Annotated in this window: 17 protein-coding genes; 16 read left to right on the forward strand and 1 reads right to left on the reverse strand. The window is 66.7% G+C overall.

What is annotated here, in order from left to right; all coding sequences use genetic code 11:
* Positions 1-308: 308 nt before the first annotated feature.
* Both ACYVDK_RS11525 and ACYVDK_RS11530 read left to right on the forward strand, forming a co-directional pair.
* A protein-coding gene (locus ACYVDK_RS11525; RefSeq protein WP_460521814.1) for an IS3 family transposase occupies positions 309-1,771 on the forward strand; the annotation gives its coding sequence in 2 pieces (ribosomal slippage) (positions 309-687 and positions 687-1,771; 1,464 coding nt in all).
* An 86-nt stretch (positions 1,772-1,857) separates the two neighbouring features.
* Positions 1,858-2,691 (forward strand): hypothetical protein, encoded by an 834-nt coding sequence (locus ACYVDK_RS11530; protein WP_460521816.1) that lies wholly within the window; start codon positions 1,858-1,860, stop codon positions 2,689-2,691.
* 7 nt (positions 2,692-2,698) lie between these two features.
* Here the strand turns inward: ACYVDK_RS11530 and ACYVDK_RS11535 are convergent, their stop codons facing one another.
* Positions 2,699-3,061 (reverse strand): META domain-containing protein, encoded by a 363-nt coding sequence (locus tag ACYVDK_RS11535; RefSeq protein WP_460521818.1) that lies wholly within the window; start codon positions 3,059-3,061, stop codon positions 2,699-2,701.
* Positions 3,062-3,358: 297 nt separating this feature from the next.
* Between ACYVDK_RS11535 and ACYVDK_RS11540 the strand changes: the two genes are divergently transcribed.
* The 14 genes from ACYVDK_RS11540 to ACYVDK_RS11605 all read left to right on the forward strand — a co-directional run bounded on the left by ACYVDK_RS11540 (position 3,359) and on the right by ACYVDK_RS11605 (position 17,449).
* A complete protein-coding gene (locus tag ACYVDK_RS11540) occupies positions 3,359-4,576 on the forward strand; it encodes a Gfo/Idh/MocA family protein (protein ID WP_460521820.1) in 1,218 nt (405 codons plus the stop codon).
* Between the two features lie 90 nt (positions 4,577-4,666).
* Positions 4,667-5,668, forward strand: a complete 1,002-nt coding sequence (locus ACYVDK_RS11545; protein ID WP_460521822.1) for a sugar ABC transporter substrate-binding protein — start codon at positions 4,667-4,669, stop codon at positions 5,666-5,668.
* Positions 5,669-5,747: 79 nt separating this feature from the next.
* Positions 5,748-6,809, forward strand: a complete 1,062-nt coding sequence (locus tag ACYVDK_RS11550) for an ABC transporter permease (RefSeq protein WP_460521824.1) — start codon at positions 5,748-5,750, stop codon at positions 6,807-6,809.
* Positions 6,806-7,744, forward strand: a complete 939-nt coding sequence (locus ACYVDK_RS11555; protein ID WP_460521826.1) for a sugar ABC transporter ATP-binding protein — start codon at positions 6,806-6,808, stop codon at positions 7,742-7,744. Before ACYVDK_RS11550 ends, ACYVDK_RS11555 begins: the two co-directional genes overlap by 4 nt.
* A 107-nt stretch (positions 7,745-7,851) precedes the next feature.
* Positions 7,852-8,841, forward strand: a complete 990-nt coding sequence (gene iolC / locus ACYVDK_RS11560) for a 5-dehydro-2-deoxygluconokinase (RefSeq protein ID WP_460521828.1) — start codon at positions 7,852-7,854, stop codon at positions 8,839-8,841.
* A 133-nt stretch (positions 8,842-8,974) separates the two neighbouring features.
* Positions 8,975-9,862: a class I fructose-bisphosphate aldolase gene (locus tag ACYVDK_RS11565; RefSeq protein WP_460521913.1), complete on the forward strand. Its 888-nt coding sequence runs from the start codon at positions 8,975-8,977 to the stop codon at positions 9,860-9,862.
* Positions 9,863-9,911: 49 nt separating this feature from the next.
* Positions 9,912-11,588 (forward strand): CoA-acylating methylmalonate-semialdehyde dehydrogenase, encoded by a 1,677-nt coding sequence (locus tag ACYVDK_RS11570; RefSeq protein ID WP_460521830.1) that lies wholly within the window; start codon positions 9,912-9,914, stop codon positions 11,586-11,588.
* 57 nt (positions 11,589-11,645) lie between these two features.
* A complete protein-coding gene (iolB, locus tag ACYVDK_RS11575; RefSeq protein WP_460521832.1) occupies positions 11,646-12,557 on the forward strand; it encodes a 5-deoxy-glucuronate isomerase in 912 nt (303 codons plus the stop codon).
* Positions 12,554-14,518 carry a 3D-(3,5/4)-trihydroxycyclohexane-1,2-dione acylhydrolase (decyclizing) gene (gene iolD / locus ACYVDK_RS11580; protein WP_460521834.1) on the forward strand — a complete coding sequence of 655 codons (1,965 nt, stop codon included), beginning with the start codon at positions 12,554-12,556 and terminating at the stop codon, positions 14,516-14,518. The genes iolB and iolD overlap by 4 nt, the downstream gene beginning before the upstream one ends.
* Positions 14,515-15,651 carry a Gfo/Idh/MocA family protein gene (locus tag ACYVDK_RS11585; protein WP_460521836.1) on the forward strand — a complete coding sequence of 379 codons (1,137 nt, stop codon included), beginning with the start codon at positions 14,515-14,517 and terminating at the stop codon, positions 15,649-15,651. The genes iolD and ACYVDK_RS11585 overlap by 4 nt, the downstream gene beginning before the upstream one ends.
* Positions 15,652-15,653: 2 nt before the next feature.
* Positions 15,654-16,544, forward strand: coding sequence for a sugar phosphate isomerase/epimerase family protein (locus ACYVDK_RS11590; RefSeq protein ID WP_460521838.1), 891 nt, complete (start codon positions 15,654-15,656; stop codon positions 16,542-16,544).
* Entirely contained in the window at positions 16,519-16,785 is a 267-nt protein-coding gene (locus tag ACYVDK_RS11595) for a TA system antitoxin ParD family protein (RefSeq protein ID WP_460521840.1), read from the forward strand. Before ACYVDK_RS11590 ends, ACYVDK_RS11595 begins: the two co-directional genes overlap by 26 nt.
* A complete protein-coding gene (locus tag ACYVDK_RS11600; RefSeq protein WP_460521917.1) occupies positions 16,685-16,945 on the forward strand; it encodes a hypothetical protein in 261 nt (86 codons plus the stop codon). Before ACYVDK_RS11595 ends, ACYVDK_RS11600 begins: the two co-directional genes overlap by 101 nt.
* A gap of 3 nt (positions 16,946-16,948) precedes the next feature.
* Entirely contained in the window at positions 16,949-17,449 is a 501-nt protein-coding gene (locus ACYVDK_RS11605; protein ID WP_460521842.1) for a zeta toxin family protein, read from the forward strand.
* Positions 17,450-17,557 lie beyond the last annotated feature (108 nt).

Consider the following 17,557-nt stretch of genomic DNA (forward strand, 5'->3'; position numbering starts at 1 on the left):
GCTCCGCGACGGCACCCTCTATGACCCTGGCCACGCCCTCGCCGCTTGACAACGACATAAGGACACACAATTCTTCGTAGTCAAATGAGACTCAAGCAAACCAGCGTGACTCAGAAAATGCCTTTGATCTGCGGATTCTTTCGGGCAGACGAGCGCTCTGGTCGCCGTTCGAGAATTCGAGTCCCTCCAGGGGCACCACTTCTGCTGCTTGATCAGGCGCTCGCGTGCGGCCCTGCGTGTCAGGGTTGGGTGAGTCCACCGGTTCATAGCAAGTCCGCCTGCGGGGCGTTGAAGGATCACCCAGTCTGATGAGTTCGAGTTCCCTGGCCGCGGTCGCCGCGGTCGCCGATGATGGAGTGGTGTCTGCTCCGTCGAATCCTGACCGGCCGGCACGGCGACGCACGTTCACGCCGGCCCAGAAGCTGAAGTACCTGTCTGAGTACGAGACCGCATGCGAGACCGGCTTGGGTAACGCGTATCTGCGGGGCGAGGGCCTGTACTCGTCGCTGATCTCGGAGTGGCGCAAGCAGCGCGACGCGGGCGTGCTGGAGGGCAAGAATCCTGCAGACGCGGTCGGGCGGCTCACGCGAGAGCAGGCCGAGATCGCCCGGCTGAAAGGCCAGCTGCGTAAGGCTGAGCAGAAGCTCGCGACGACAGAGATGGCGTTGGAGATCATGGGAAAAGCGCACGCGCTCTTGGAGCAGATCTCCGAGAGCGCGGACACCGACAAGCGTCGCGGGACACGCTGATGACCGCGTACGCGGAGCTGACCGGCGTGGGCGTGCCGACCCGGCAAAGCGCCGTGCTGACCGGGGTGCCGCGGGCCACCGCCGCCCGGGCGACCGCGCGTGCTCACCGGCCGGACCCGGAACCGGCCGGCCCGCGGCCGGTGCCGGTGCCGGTGAACAAGCTGTCTTGCGCCGAACGTGCCACCGTGCTTGCCGTGCTCAACAGCGACGAGTTCGTCGACAAGCCGCCGTTGCAGGTCTACGCGATCCTCCTCGAACAAGGCCGGTACGTCGCCTCGGTCTCCACGATGTACCGGGTGCTGGCCGAGAACCGGCAGATCCGCGAGCGACGGCGCCTCGCGACCCATCCGCCGAGGAAGGTGCCGGAGCTGATCGCGACTGCGCCCGGGCAGGTGCTCTCCTGGGACATCACGAAGCTCGCCGGTCCGGTGAAGGGCACGTACTTCGACGCGTACGTGATGATCGACATCTTCTCCCGATACATCGTCGGCGCGGTCGTGCACGCCACCGAAGACGGGATCCTCGCGAAAGAGATGATGCTGGACGCGTTCGGAATCCACGGCACCCGGCAGGTGGTGCACTCCGACGGCGGACCGTCGATGACCTCGAAGACCGTGCGGACCCTGCTCGCCGATCTCGGAGTGACCGCCTCCCGCTCCCGCCCCCACGTCTCGAACGACAACCCGTACTCCGAAGCAGTGTTCAAGACGATGAAGTACCTGCCTCTGTTCCCCGACCGGTTCGACGACCTCGCCCACGCCCGCCGATTCCTCGGCGAGTTCGTGAACGCGTACAACCACCACCACCGGCATACCGGGATCGGGATGCACACCCCCGCCGACGTCCACTACGGGCACGCGGACCACATCGACCGCGACCGAGACGCCGCGCTCGATACCGCCCGCCGCGCGCACCCCGAACGATTCGGCACCCGCGCACAGCAACGCCCGAAGATCCTCGACCGAGAACCAGCCACCTGGATCAACCCGCCACCAACCGACGAGCTCCAACTCGCTGCCTAACACCCACCGGCCTCACCCGCCTTGACAAATTCCGCGGTCGCGACAGTAGCCTTGTTCGCGTCGGCTCCGAGAGCGGGGGTGCGCACATGGATGAGCGGCGGCGCCTGCTCGAGCGCCTGTTCTCTCGTGATGGTGCCGCCGAACCGGCGGAAGAGCATCCCGATCCCGTCACCGGCGAGACGGTTCGCATGACACCGAGCCAGTGGGCGTTAGCCGAGTACGACCGGTTGCACGCTTCGCAGATCGATGGCGCCGCCGACGGGCACCCGGCGAGCATGGACCATGTCGATCCGAGTGCGCGCGACGGAAGTGCCGACATCCGGCTGCCCGATGACCAGAGCCTCGCGGAGGCACGGAACTCAGGAGTCAAACCGGCGTCGCGCGCGCGGAAGTGGCTGCCGTACGCGGCCGCCGTCGGTGCATTCGTACTCGGAGTCGCCGTCACGGGCGGTGTGGAAGCCGCTGTCGGTCCCCGGTCGCCGCGCAGCAGCACGAGCGTCGGTGTTCCGACCAGCGCGGGAGGAGTGTCTGCTTCTCAGCCCGGACAAGGTGACGAGGGGGCGACCCTGGTCGCCGTCTCCCGATACTTTGCAAGCGCCCCCAAAGGTGACGATCTCTCCGCGGACGTCGCTCGCGGATTCGACACGGCGTCGTTCCACCTTGTCACCGGGCGGGCGAACGCGAAGGACGGCACTGCGGTCTACGCCGCGCGCCGACTCGACGGTGAGTACTGCTTGGTCGTGGTGGCCGACGCCGGTCGTACGGCAGAGACCTGCGGCACCTTGGACGACATCGCGCGGCGCGGGCTCAGCCTGACAGCTGATACGACCTCCACAGCAGGCCCGGGCGCAGTGGCCGTGACGGTGACCTGGGCAACCGACGGCACCATCAGCTGGACAACAGGTGCATCAGCTGGATGACGTACGGTCATTGCTTCGCGAGCGTTCCGATCTTCGAACCGCCGTCGTCGTAGACGACGAGCTGGTCGCCCGAGCGTTTCGCGGACGACGCTTTGTTCAACCAGGTGGTGACTCCGGGGCACGCCATCAACGTCGACGCGAAATGGCCGAACGAGAACGTTCCACCCGAGATGGTGCCTTTGCCGGTCAAGCGATTGCATCCATCCGTGCCGTGAAAGGTGCCGTCGTGTTCGATCGTCAGATTCGCCTGACCCGAACTCGTGGAACCCCATGACCCGGTGAAGTCGGAGGAACCGCCGCTGCATGCCGTCAGCGACACGGTCAGGATGCCCGCCAGTAGGAAGGCGGAGGCCCATCGCGTCGCATTCATGTCGGTCTCCTCGTCATCGATCCTCGGTACGAACCAGCCGTACGGGCTGACCGTAACGGACAGCCGATGCGCTCGGAATTCGGGTGTGCTGTTCTCACCCGTATCGGTGGAGGCCTCGCGGGATGCAGCAACAGCATGACCCGAAGGCGACGATCGGCCGCGTCGACGCCGGCGACGAAGCCTTTCGAATCCAGCAACGGCCGACCGGGAGATCGTCAATAGCACTGATGGCAGTATGTCCTGACATACTGACGTGAGCGTGTATGGTGATGGTCATCTCAACGACGAGGGGTCTGAATGAGTCGGTACGGCGGCAGGCTGGGAGTGGGACTGATCAGTGTGGGGTGGATGGGCAACGTCCACACTCGCGCGTATCAGGCCGTTCCTGCCCGGTATCCGGAGTTGCGTTTGCAGCCGGAACTCGTGCATGTCGCTGACACGGCATCGGACCGTCGCGACTACGCGCAGAACCAGCTCGGCTTCAGCCGTGCCTCCGTCGACTATCACGCCGTGATCGAGGATCCCGAAGTCGACGTGGTCTCGATCTGTGCGCCGAACTTTCTGCACGCCGAGATAGGCATCGCAGCAGCGCGAGCAGGAAAGGCGTTCTGGATCGAGAAGCCCGCCGGTCGCGGAGTAGCCGACACCGAGGCGATCGTGCGTGAGGCCGACCTCGCGGGCGTTCCGACTTCCGTCGGCTTCAACTACAGAAATGCACCGGCGGTCGAACATGCCAGAAAGCTGATCGAAGACGGCACCATCGGGACCGTCACGAATGTGCGCGGCACGATGTTCGCCGACTATTCGGCAGATCCGAGCGGCGGGCTTTCGTGGCGATTCATCCGATCGCTCGCGGGATCCGGGGTCTTGGGCGATCTGATGGGGCATCTCGTCGACCTCGTGCATTACCTGGTGGGACCCATCAGCGAGGTGGCGGCACTCACGAGCACAGTGCATCCGGAACGCCCCAAGCTCGCCATGGGGCAGGCGACGCACTTCGCCCGGGGCCTGAGCGGCGAGCGCGGCACGGTGGAGAACGAGGATTATGCAGGACTGCTGGTCCGTCTGGCCGGGGGCGCTGTCGGAGCGCTCGAGGCGAGCCGTGTTGCGACCGGGCGGCGAGCACACTACGAGCTCGAGATCTACGGCACCGAGGGCGCGCTCAGCTGGGACTTCGAACGGATGAACGAGTTACGGCTCGCGGTCGGCCGCGGGGCTCACTCGGGGTTCACGACCATCTTTGCCGGCCCTGGATTCGGCGATTTCGAGCGGTTCCAGCCCGGGGCCGGAACGGGCATGGGCTACGACGACCTCAAGGTGATCGAGGCTGCGAAGTTTCTCGAAGCTCTGAGTGGTCGTCGTCGGCGCAACGCGGATGTTCACGATGCGCTCGCTGCCGCCCGGGTCGCCGAGGCGGCCGAGACCAGCGCCGAGTGCCGCCGTTGGTGCGATGTCCCATCGACTGAGGGAACGAACGGGGCGGTAGACGCACCGACTCAGCCGGCCACGACTTGACCGACGACTAGACCGTCCCACCTGTTCCACCCCTGACGCAGGTTCATGCGCAGGTTTCCACAAGAGACGTATCCAAAGGAGGTTACGCACATGTTCCGCAACAACAAGCGCACCTGGCTTGCCGCAACGGCCGTGGCAGCCGGTGCGATGCTCGCACTATCTGCATGCACGGGTACCGGTGCGGTAGACAAGCACGCAGGCTCGAATACGGCGGCCGCGGCAGCTACCAGTGGCAAGTACACATTCGCCGTGATCACTCACGCTGCTCCCGGCGACACATTCTGGGATGTCGTCAAGTCCGGCGCGATGGCGGGCGGCAAGGCGATGGGCGACAAGGTCACCTATCAGGGCGATCCGGATGTTCAGAAGCAGAGCCAGCTGATCGAATCGGCCATCGCGCAGAAAGTGGATGGACTCGTCGTCTCGATGGCGAACCCGGAGGGGTTGAAGGGTGCACTCGCTGACGCGAAGAAGGCAGGCATCCCGTTCATCACCATCAACTCCGGCCTCGCCCAGTCGCAGGCTTACGGTGCGATCACTCACGTCGGTCAGGATGAGGAGCTTGCAGGCGAGTCTGTCGGTAAGAAGCTCAATGCCGACGGACTGAAGAACGTGCTCTGCGTCATACACGAAGCTGGAAATCAGGGGCTCGAGCAGCGTTGCGCAGGCGTCGCCAAGACGTTCGGCGGCACCGTCAAGAACATTCAGGTCGACATCAACAACGTGGCCGATGCAGGCAACACGATCAAGAGCGCGCTCCTGTCCGACTCGTCGGTCGACGGAGTTCTGGCATTGAATCCGGAGATCGCGGTCGCCGCGGAGCAAGCACGCGACAGCGCGGGGAGCAAGGCGCAGATCGCCACCTTCGACGTGTCAAGCGACGTATTGAAGCTCATCGAACAAGGCAAGATCCTGTTTGCCGTCGACCAGCAGCAGTACCTCCAGGGGTACCTGCCGATCGTCTTCCTGCACCTTTACAAGACCAACGGGAACACCGTCGGCGGCGGGATGCCGGTCTACTCCGGCCCTGGGTACATCACCAAGGACAACGCCGCTCAGGTCGCAAAGTTTGCGAAGAACGGAACTCGATAACACGGTGGTCTTCGCGGCGGGGGTTCTGAATGATCGGGAGCCCCGCCGCCTGGATCGATCACAGGACGGAGCAGATTGAATGACCACCTCGACTCTCTCGGGTCGTGCGACGCCACCACTCGACGAGCGACTCAGCAGGGCGAATCCCATCGTGAAGGCACTCCGGCGACCGGAGGTCGGCGCCGGAGTGGCCGCCATCCTGATCTTCATCTTCTTCTCGGTGGTGACAACCTCATTCCTGACACCGGCGGGTGTCTCGACATGGCTCTACTCCGCATCGCTCTACGGCATCATGGCCGTTGCCGTCGCCCTCCTGATGATCGGCGGTGAGTTCGATCTCTCCGCCGGGGCGATGACCGGCACTACAGGCCTGACGGTCGGCGTTCTGACCACGTGGTACGGCCTGAACATCTGGGTGGCGCTCATCGTCACCCTGGCGTTCGCGCTCGCGATCGGCTTGTTCAACGGGATCGTCGTGATGCGGACGGGTCTCCCGAGCTTCATCGTCACACTGGGAACCTTCTTCATCCTCCAGGGCATCAACCTTGCAGTGACCAAACTGATCACCGGCCAGGTTGCGATTCAGGGCATGACGAGCGTGCCGGGATTCTCCTCGGTCAAAGCGATCTTCGGCGAGAGCATCGGCTTCGGCTCGAGCGGATTCCACCTGGAGACCGCGGTCATCTGGTGGGTGGTGATCACGATCGTCGCCACCGTGGTCTTGATGCGAACTCGTGCGGGCAACTGGATATTCGCTGTGGGCGGGCAATTGCAATCAGCCCGACAGACGGGTGTGCCGGTCAATCGCACGAAGATCGGGCTCTTCATGACGACAGCAGGCTGCGGGTGGCTCGTCGGCATGCTCTCGCTCTTCGACGTGGGCACCGTACAGGCGACGACGGGAATCGGGGATGAGTTCATCTACATCATCTGCGCGGTCGTAGGCGGGTGTCTGTTGACCGGTGGGTTCGGATCCGCTGCGGGAGCAGCGATCGGTGCACTCATCTACGGGATGACGCTTCAGGGCATCGTGTTCGCGCAGTGGGACAACAACTGGCTGAAGGCATTCCTCGGGGCGATGCTTCTGCTGGCGGTCCTGATCAACCTGTACGTGCGACGACAGGCGGGAGGCCGAGAATGACTGAGGATGCCACCGATAGCGATGCCGGCATCGAACCGACGAGGGACGAGCAGGTAGCGGACGAGCATGTTCTAGAACGTGCTCTATCGCGCCCCGAACCCGCGAGGAGCGCCGGCGGCAATCGTGCCGGGTCGGAACTACTGACAGGTGCAGCCGATCTCTCGATCGTCGGAACGCCATCCATCCTCGAGGTGCGGAGCATCGGCAAGACCTACGGGTCGATCATCGCCCTCAAGGACGTTTCGGCGTCGGTCTCCGCGGGCGAGGTGCTCTGTGTGCTCGGAGACAACGGCGCGGGCAAGTCGACGTTCATCAAGATCCTCGCCGGCGCACACGACTACAGCTCCGGCGCCCTGCTAGTGGATGGGGTGAAGCGACACTTCGCGAGCCCGCGGGCTGCGTTGGACGCAGGAATTGCGACGGTGTACCAGGACCTGGCGGTTGTTCCGCTGATGCCCGTGTGGCGCAACTTCTTCCTGGGATCCGAATTGAGCGCTGCCGGCATGCTCAAGGTTCGCCAGATGAAGGCGATCACGAAAGAAGAACTCGGCAAGATGGGCATCGATCTGCGTGACGTCGATCAGCCCATCGGCACTCTCTCCGGCGGCGAACGGCAGTCGGTCGCGATCGCGCGCGCCGTCTATTTCGGCGCCCGGGTCGTCATCCTCGACGAGCCGACATCGGCGTTGGGCGTGAAACAGGCGGGCGTCGTGCTGAAGTACATCGCACGGGCGCGCGACAACGGACTCGGCGTCGTGTTCATCACTCACAATCCGCACCACGCCTACCCGGTCGGTGATCGCTTCTTGCTGCTCAAGCGTGGTGCCAGTCTCGGGCTCTACGACAAGAGTGAGATTGCGATCGACGAGCTCACCGCGCTCATGGCGGGTGGTGCGGAGCTTGAAGCCCTTGCGCACGAGTTGGCTCGGGCGTGAAGGTGTGCTCCGCCCGATTTCGTACAGACGTCAATCGATGTGATAGTTTGACAGGACAATAGATCAAAAATGACCCTGCGATTACCCGATGAGGGAGTGGCGCACACATGACTGAGACGGACGGGACGCCGTCGCCCGCGGACGCGGCCTTCGACCTGATCACGTTCGGCCGCATCGGCGTCGACATCTACCCGCTGCAAGACGGCGTCGGACTCGAAGAGGTGCAGACGTTCGGCAAGTACCTTGGTGGCAGCGCCACCAACGTCGCGATCGCGGCCGCACGTCACGGGCTCCGCAGCGCCGTGATCACGGGCACCGGCAACGACCCGTTCGGGCGCTACGCACATCTCGAGTTGACGCGATTGGGCGTGGACGACCGCTTCGTGAAGACGGTTCCCGAGCTGAACACGCCGGTCACGTTCTGCGAGATCTTCCCGCCCGACGACTTTCCTCTCTACTTCTACCGGGAACCGATCGCACCAGACCTGACGATCGCGGCGGACGACCTGGACACCGACCAGATCAGCAGGGCCCGCATCTTCTGGGCGACGGTGACCGGGCTCTCTCGCGAGCCGAGCCGAGCCGCGCACCATGCGGCGTGGGATGCCCGTCGCCGGCAGCCGCTCACCGTTCTCGACTTGGACTACCGGCCGATGTTCTGGGCGTCGCCCGAGGCCGCGACGGCCGAGGTCGGTCGGGCGCTCGAACAGGTCACCGTCGCGGTAGGCAACCGGGAGGAGTGCGCGATCGCCGTCGGCGAGACGGATCCGCATCGGGCGGCGGATGCCCTGCTGGAGCGAGGCGTGGAGCTCGCCGTCGTGAAGCAGGGGCCGCGCGGTGTGCTGGCCAAGACGCACCAGGAGACCGTCGAGGTGCCGCCGTTCGCGGTGCAGGTCGTGAACGGCCTGGGTGCCGGTGACGGGTTCGGCGGCGCGCTCTGCCACGGGCTGCTGCAGGGCTGGGACCTGCGGCGGGTCATCCGCTTCGCCAACGTCGCGGGTGCGATCGTCGCCAGCAGGCGCGAGTGCTCCACCGCCATGCCGACGACCGCAGAGGTGGACGAGCTCATCGAGGAGGCAGACGGTGTCCGTGCCTGAGGGGAACACGTCGACCTCTGCCGTCTCGCGCCCCAGTGGCACCGCCGACACGTCGCTCGGGCGAAGCGCGGAAACCGACGCCGGGGGCCAGGGCTCAACCGGCGGTTCTTCACCCGCGGCGTCCCGCGAGCGCGTGAGACCGATCGAGGACGATGCGTTCGCCCGCCTCAGGGCGGCGCGGCAGCGCGACCCGGCATCCGTCGCCTCGACGCTTCAAGCCCGCAGGCGTCGCCCCCTCGTGCGCGACGACGGGCGGTTGTTCATCGTGGCCGCCGACCATCCGGCGCGCGGGGCGCTCGGCGTGCGCACCGACCCGCTCGCCATGGCCGACCGGTACGACCTGCTGCAGCGCATTGCGCTCGCGCTGTCGCGTCCGGGGGTGGATGGCGTGCTCGGCACGCCCGACGTCATCGAAGACCTCGGCATGCTCGGCGCGCTCGAAGGCAAGATCGCCGTCGGCTCCATGAACCGCGGCGGCCTGCGCGGCGCGGCCTTCGAGATGGACGACCGGTTCACCGGGTACGACGTCGACTCGATCACGGGTTCCGGACTGGATGCCGCCAAGCTGCTCGTGCGCGTGAACCTGCAGGATCACGCGACGGCGGGCGTCCTCGAAGACACCGCCCATGCCGTCACGAAGGCGGCGCAGGCCAGTCTGCCGATCATGCTCGAGCCATTCATGAGCGAATGGGTCGACGGACGCATCGTCAACGACCTGTCGACGGATGCGGTCATCACCTCGGTCGCGATCGCGTCTGGGCTGGGCGCCTCGTCGGCGTACACCTGGCTGAAGCTCCCGGTTGTGGCGGAGATGGAGCGGGTGATGGCGGCGACGACGCTGCCCACGCTGCTGCTCGGCGGGGACTCGGATGCCGATCCTGACGAGACGTACGCGTCGTGGGCATCCGCTCTGGCACTGCCCGGCGTGCACGGCCTGGTCGTCGGCCGCACCCTGCTGTACCCCCACGACGACGATGTCGCGCAGGCCGTGGACATCGCCGCCGCGCTCGTGCACGGGTGATGACGGCATCCGTCGCGCTCACGAATTCACGAGAACAGAAGGAAGCACCATGACGAACATCACGGTCCCCACCGGCTCGGCCGCCATCCCGCCTCGCGACGCGCCGGAACCGGCGGGTGGGGGCAAAGCGCCGGCAACCGGCACCCAGCACACGATCGTCTCGCACTGGATCGACGGCGCCGAGTACCCCTCGGCGAGCGGACGCACCGCGCCCGTCTACAACCCGGCGCTCGGGGTGGAGACGAAGCGCGTCGCCCTGGCGGACCAGGCGGAGATCGACGCGGCGATCGCGTCGGCGCAGGTCGGGTTCGAGGTGTGGAGTGCGTACTCGATCGCCAAGCGCCTGACCGTGCTATTCAGGTTTCGCGAACTGCTGAACGAGCGCAAGGGCGAACTGGCCGAGATCATCACGTCGGAGCACGGCAAGGTGCTCTCCGACGCGCTCGGCGAGATCAATCGCGGCCAGGAGGTCGTGGAACTCGCCACGGGGTTCCCTCACCTGACGAAGGGCGAGTTCAGCGAGGGCGTATCGACTGGCATCGACGTCTACTCCATCAAGCAGCCGCTCGGTGTGGTCGGTCTGATCAGCCCGTTCAACTTTCCGGCGATGGTGCCGATGTGGTTCTTCCCGGTGGCGATCGCGGCGGGCAACGCCGTCGTGCTCAAGCCGAGTGAGAAGGACCCGTCAGCATCGCTGTGGATAGCGAAGCTGTGGAAGGAAGCCGGGCTTCCGGATGGCGCGTTCACCGTGCTTCAGGGTGACAAGCTCGCTGTCGACGGCCTGCTGAACAGCCCGGTCGTGCAGTCGATCTCGTTCGTCGGCTCGACTCCGATCGCCCAGTACATCTACGAGACCGCGGCGAAGAACGGCAAGCGGGTGCAGGCGCTCGGCGGCGCGAAGAACCACATGCTGGTGTTGCCGGACGCCGATCTCGACCTGGTCGCCGATCAGGCGGTGAACGCCGGGTATGGCGCCGCCGGCGAGCGGTGCATGGCGGTCTCGGTCGTGCTCGCGGTCGATGGGCCGCCACGGGCCGGTTCCGGTGCGTGGCGAAGCGACGGGACGGCCGAGCCCGTAGGGACCGTCGCGGACGAACTGATCGCCAAGATCTCCGATCGCATCGGCCGGCTGAAGGTGGGCAACGGAATCGGCGGACCGGATGGCGAGCCCGATCTCGGACCCCTCATCTCGCCCGAGCACAAGAAGAAGGTGTCGGGCTACGTGGACATCGCCGAGGCGGACGGCGCGAAGATCGTCGTGGACGGCCGCGACTGCTCCGTCGAGGGCGGCGAGGACGGCTTCTTCTTCGGCCCGACCCTGATCGACGACCTGCCGACCACCTCGCGCGCGTACCAGGAGGAGATCTTCGGAGCGGTGCTCCAGGTGGTGCGGGTGAAGACGTTCCAGGAGGGCATCGACCTCATCAACTCCGGCCGGTTCGGCAACGGCACCGCCATCTTCACGAACGACGGCGGCGCGGCGCGGCGTTTTCAGAACGAGGTGCAGGTCGGAATGATCGGCATCAACGTTCCGATACCGGTTCCGGTGGCGTACCACTCGTTCGGCGGCTGGAAGAACTCGTTGTTCGGCGACGCGAAGGCCTATGGCGTGCACGGGTTCGACTTCTTCACGAAGGAGAAGGCGGTCACCAGCCGCTGGCTCGACCCGGCGACACAGAGCTCCTCGCATCGTGGCATCGACCTCGGGTTCCCGCAGAACGACTGAACGACGAAGGCGACCGATGAACGAGGACGACTGACGAACGAAAGGCATCACGTCACGATGGCTGTGCGCAATGAGTGGTTCTTTCCCCGTGGAGCGCTGAGCTCTGGCCCGTGGGAGGCGGTGGTCGACGCGAGCATCGACGGATGGCGGCACACGGGCATCCGTGTCGCCGAAGTCGACGGCGCCGGCGTCGAGCTGCCTGCCGGCGAGGTCGAACGCATCGTGGTGCCGCTTTCCGGCGCGTTCCGCGTCGAGTACGAAGGCACGACGATCGAGCTGGAGGGACGCGCGAACGTGTTCGACGGCCCGACCGATGTTCTCTACGTCGGGTGCGGTGAGGCGCTGCGCATCAGTGCTCGGGATGCAGGCGGCAACGGCCGCGTCGCCGTCGCCGAAGCGGTCACCGCCGTGCGCCGGCCGAGCGCCTACCTGCCGAAGGCCGACGTGCCCGTGGAGATCAGGGGGGCAGGACGCGACACCCGGCAGGTGCACAATTTCGGCACCCCGGGCGTGCTGGATGCCGCTGCGATCATCGCGTGCGAGGTCGTGACGCCCGCCGGCAACTGGTCCTCGCATCCCGCGCACAAGCACGACGAAGAGGTACCGGAGCACGAGTCGAGGCTCGAGGAGATCTACTACTTCGAGGCGGCCCCGCACTCGGGGCTGAACGCTCCGGAGAACACGGATGCCTTCGGCACGTTCGCCGCGTACTCCTCACCCGCTGGAGACATCGACACCGGTGCGATGGTGCGAACCGGCGACATCGCGTTGGTGCCGTTCGGCTACCACGGCCCGGCTGCCGCGGCGCCGGAGTACGACTTGTATTACCTCAATGTGATGGCCGGCCCGGGCGAGAAACGAGAATGGCTGATCAGCGACGACCCACGGCAGAGCTGGATCCGCAAGGCTTGGGAGAGCCGGCTCCCGGATGCTCGGCTCGCCGGAGGTCAGAACGGAGCACACCGATGACGACCAGGCGGATGACGGTCGGCCAGGCACTCGTCGAGTTCCTCGGCCACCAGTGGACGGTCGACGGTGACGTGCGCGAGCGAACGGTGCCGGGAATCCTCGGCATCTTCGGGCACGGCAACGTGGCCGGGATCGGGCAGGCGCTGAAGCAGTACAACGTGCTGCAGCCGACGCTGCTGCCCTACCATCAGGCCCGCAACGAGCAGGCGATGGTGCATCAGGCCGTAGGGTTCGCGCGCGTTCACCGGCGGCGGGCGACCCTGGCGGCAACGGCATCCGTCGGCCCTGGCGCGGCGAACATGCTCACCGGTGCCGCGCTGGCCACGGCGAACCGGATGCCCGCGCTGCTGCTGCCGAGCGACACGTTCGCCACCCGGGTGGCCGATCCCGTTCTGCAGCAGCTGGAGCATCCGCACGACCTAGGAGTGCAGGTGACGGACGCGTTCCGCCCGCTGTCGCGGTTCTTCGACCGGGTTCAGAGGCCGGAGCAGCTGTTCTCGATCGCGCTGAACGCGTTGCGCGTGCTGACCGATCCGGCCGAGACGGGTGCGGTGACGATCGCGCTGCCGGAGGACGTGCAGGCCGAGGCGATCGACGTGCCGGTGGAGTTCTTGCAAGACAGGGAGTGGCACATCCGTCGTCCGCTGCCGGAGCAGTGGGCCCTGGATGCCGCGGTGTCGGCGATTCGTGCGGCGAGGCATCCGTTCATCGTGGCCGGCGGCGGGGTCATCTACTCCGGTGCGGAAGACGCGCTGCGGGCGCTTGTGGAGGCCACGGGCGTTCCCGTCGGAACGAGCCAGGCCGGCGGCGGCGCGCTGAACTGGGCTCACCCGCAGTACCTGGGGGGTGTGGGCGCCACCGGCACGGCCGCCGCCAACCGGCTGGCCGAAGAAGCCGACGTCGTGATCGGCATCGGAACCCGGTACAGCGACTTCACGACCGCGAGTCGCACGGCGTTCCAGAACCCGCAGGTCACGTTCGTGAACGTGAACGTCGCGCCGTTCGACGCGTACAAACACGGCACGCAGCTGGCCGTGATCGCGGATGCCCGCGAAACGCTGGCCGCGCTGCTTCCGGCACTCGAGGGACATCGGGTCGAGCCCGCGTACGCCGAGCGCATCGAACGCGAGAAGCGTCGGTGGGATGCCGTCGTCGATGCGGCGTTGCAGGCATCCGCCTCCTCCGACGGCCCCGACCAAAGGCTGCCGAGCCAGGCGCAGATCATCGGGGCGGTGCAGTCGGCCACGTCGCCGCAGGACATCGTGGTGCAGGCGGCAGGATCGCTGCCCGGCGACCTGCACAAGCTGTGGCGGGTACGCGACCCGCTCGGCTATCACGTGGAATACGCCTTCTCGACCATGGGCTACGAGATCGCGGGCGGCCTCGGCGTCAAGCGCGGGCTGGAGGCGCTCGGGTATTCGGAACAGGGCGACGACCGCGACGTGATCGTCATGGTCGGCGACGGCTCCTACCTCATGCTGCACAGCGAACTCGCCACTGCGGTGGCCGAGGGCATCAAGATCATCGTGGTGCTCATCCAGAACGAGGGGTTCGCATCGATCGGGCACCTCTCCGAGACCGTCGGATCGCAGCGGTTCGGCACCCGCTACCGGCACTTCGACCACGACGCGCTCAACTTCGAGTCGGGGGATCTGCTGTCGGAGGTCGACCTGGCCGCCAACGCGCGCAGCTACGGCATCGACGTGATCGAGATCGAGCCTTCAGCGGACGCCATCGCCCGGCTGCACGACGCGGTCGCGGCGGCGAAGACCGGTCGGACGGCCACGCTCATCCACATTCACTCCGACCCGTTCGCGTACGCGCCGGACGGCGGTGGATGGTGGGATGTGCCGGTCGCGCAGGTCTCCGAGCTGGAGAGCACGAGGCAGGCATACGACGAGTACGTCGAACAACGCACGAAGCAGAGGCCCCTGCTGGGCCATGAGGAGGCGGGCGCATGAGCGAGACGCTGCGGATCGCGGTCATCGGCGCGGGCGTGATGGGGAGCGATCACGCGCGCACGATAGCTGCGAAGATCCACGGTGCCGCGCTCGCGGCCGTCGTCGACATCGACCTGGCGCGTGCCCAGGCGCTCGCCGCGGAACTCGGTGCGGGCTTCGCCACCGCACAACCGATGGATGCGATCGGCGGCGACGACGTGGACGCCGTGCTGGTGGCGTCGCACGACTCGACCCACACCGAGCTCGTGCTGGCGTGCATCGCTGCAGGCAAGCCCGTGCTGTGCGAGAAGCCGCTGGCGCTCGACCTCGAGGACTGCGCCCGCATCATCACAGCCGAGCGCAACCACGGTCGGAGACTGGTCTCGGTCGGGTTCTCCCGTCGCTTCGACCCTGCACTCGCCGAGCTCAAGGCGGCACTGGATGCCGGCGAGATCGGCCGCACTCTGCTCGCGCACGCGGTGCACCGCAACGTGTCGAGCGATCCGGCGGGCGACTCGGCGTCGACGGTGCTGGGCTCGGCGATCCACGAGCTGGATCAGACGCCGTGGCTGTTCTCTTCTCCGATCACGGAGGTGAGCTGGCATGCGCCGGCCAGCACCAGCCTGCTTCCCGGGCGCCAGGATCCGCAGCTGCTGCTGCTCCGCACCGCGGACGGCGCGCTGACCACGGTCGAAGTGTTCGTGAACGCCGTGTACGGCTACGACGTGCGCCTCGAGGTCGTGGGGGAGACCGGCACACTGGCGCTCGGGCATCCTGCCGCCGTCGTGCGCGACACGGCACTGACGCGCCAGAGCACGTATCCGGCGGATTGGCGACCGCGGTACGCGACGGCGTACCGGGCAGAGGTGCAGGCGTGGGTCGATGCGATCCATGCAGGCACCTACGCGGGGTCGGCTCTCGCAGACGCGGTCGACGGCTATCGGGCGACGGTGGTCGCGCGCGCGGTCATCGCATCGATGCAGTCGAGCGGCCGAACGGTCCTCGTCGACCACCCGCACACCGAGCGGGTCGAGAGCACCGCGCCGGTCGAGAGCACCACGCGGGTCGAGGGCACTGCGCGGCTCGAGAACACCGAGCGGGTCGACAACACCGAGCTCGCGCGAGCGGCCGAGCCTTTCAGCGAAGGAGCATGATCATGACTGGTGCAGGTCAGGCCAAGATCGCCGCCGCCCCGATCTCGTGGGGCGTCTGCGAGGTGCCCGGATGGGGGTTCCAGCTCACGCCGCAGCGTGTTCTCACCGAGATGGCCGAGCTGGGCTTCTCGGCCACCGAGTTCGGCCCGGTCGGGTTTCTGCCCGACGAGCCTGCTCGCAAGGCCGAACTCCTCGGCGGCTTCGGCCTCACAGCGACGGGAGGCTTCGTCCCCGTCGTGCTGCACGACCCGCGTCACGACCCCGTTCCCGAGGTGCAGGCCGAGCTCGCCGCGTACGGGCCGTCGGGTGCATCCGTGCTCGTGCTCGCCGCCGCGACCGGTGTCGAAGGCTACGACTCGCGGCCGGAGCTCGACGCGGTCGGTTGGGCCACGCTGCTGACCAACCTCGACCGACTGCAGGGGGCGGCTCAGGATGCTGGTGTCACGGCAGTGCTGCACCCTCACGTCGGCACGATGGTCGAGACCTCCGCCGATCTGGGCCGCGTGCTCGCCGGTTCGGGCATTCCGCTGTGCCTCGACACCGGCCATCTGCTGATCGGAGGCACCGACCCGGTCACGTTCACCGCTGAGCACGCAGACCGGATCGCTCACGCCCACCTCAAGGACGTCGACGTGATCCTCGCCCGTACCGTGCAATCGGGCGAGCGGAGCTACTACGACGCGGTCATCGCCGGGCTGTACCGACCGCTCGGGCAGGGAGACATCGATGTGCGCAGCATCCTCGCCAGTCTCCGAAGTGCAGGATACGACGGCTGGTTCGTACTGGAACAGGACAACGTTCTGGGGGGAGAGCCGGAACCGGGCGCCGGACCGATCGACGACGCGCGCACCTCGGCGGACTATCTGCGTGCAACGCTCGCAGAGCTTGCCTGATCGAGTCAGCACTGTAGCAATCGGCTACGCTGAGGGGCTCATGGCCGGTACGATGCCGATGCGAATCGATGGCGAGCTTTTCGAAGCCGCCAAGTCCGTTGGTGCGCTCGCGAGCAGAGGCGCCGCACAGCAGATCTCGCATGGGGTACGAATCGGGCGTGAACTCGAGGCTTCGCCGGGAACGAGCCAGCGCGACATACAGCGCGTACTCGCCGGAAGGCCGTTACGACGATCTCGGTGAACGCAGTCAGGCCATCGTGCGGGCGATCTGGGACGAGCAGCTGGATGAGCGTCGGGCTCGGCTCGATCTGGCAGCCGAGTTCACCCGGACCGGAAGGCCATGGACCGAGGGAGACGAGAACGGCCGGGCAGTGGTGCGCGGCGTTGATGCAGGCGCCTGACGCGTGCCGATACTTCATCTCGTCGCCGGTCCCGGCGCCGGCAAGTCCACGTACGTCGCCCGCCGCCTCAGACCAGTGACACGACTGCCGTTCGTCAACGCGGACATCATTGCGGCCGAGCGGTGGTCGCAGGCTCCGGGCGAGCAAGCGTACGAGGCATCCCGTGCGGCGGCCGTTGAGCGCGCGCAGCTGCTGACGGCAGGGGCGTCCTTCATCACGGAGACCGTGTTCAGCCACCCCAGCAAGCCCGACCTCGTCGACGAGGCGATCGCCCGCGGATATCTCGTGCATCTGCACGTGGTTCTGGTTCCGATCGATGTGGCGGTGAGTCGAGTGGTCGAACGGGTGCGCGACGGCGGACATGAGGTTCCTGAGCAGAAGATCCGTGAGCGATACGCCCGGCGGTGGGACCTCATCGTTCGGGCGCGTTCCACAGCGGACCGCATGGACTTCTTCGACAACAGCACCGCGCAGAAGCCCTTTCGTCGCCTCGCAACGTACTAGCACGGACTGCTGATCGGCGCGGCCGATTGGCCGACGTGGGTGCCGGCGGCGCTCACCGCATGAGAATCTGTCGGCCGCAGCATCCCGATGCGACGTGGTCGAACCCTC

This window comes from Humibacter antri (assembly GCF_054777235.1).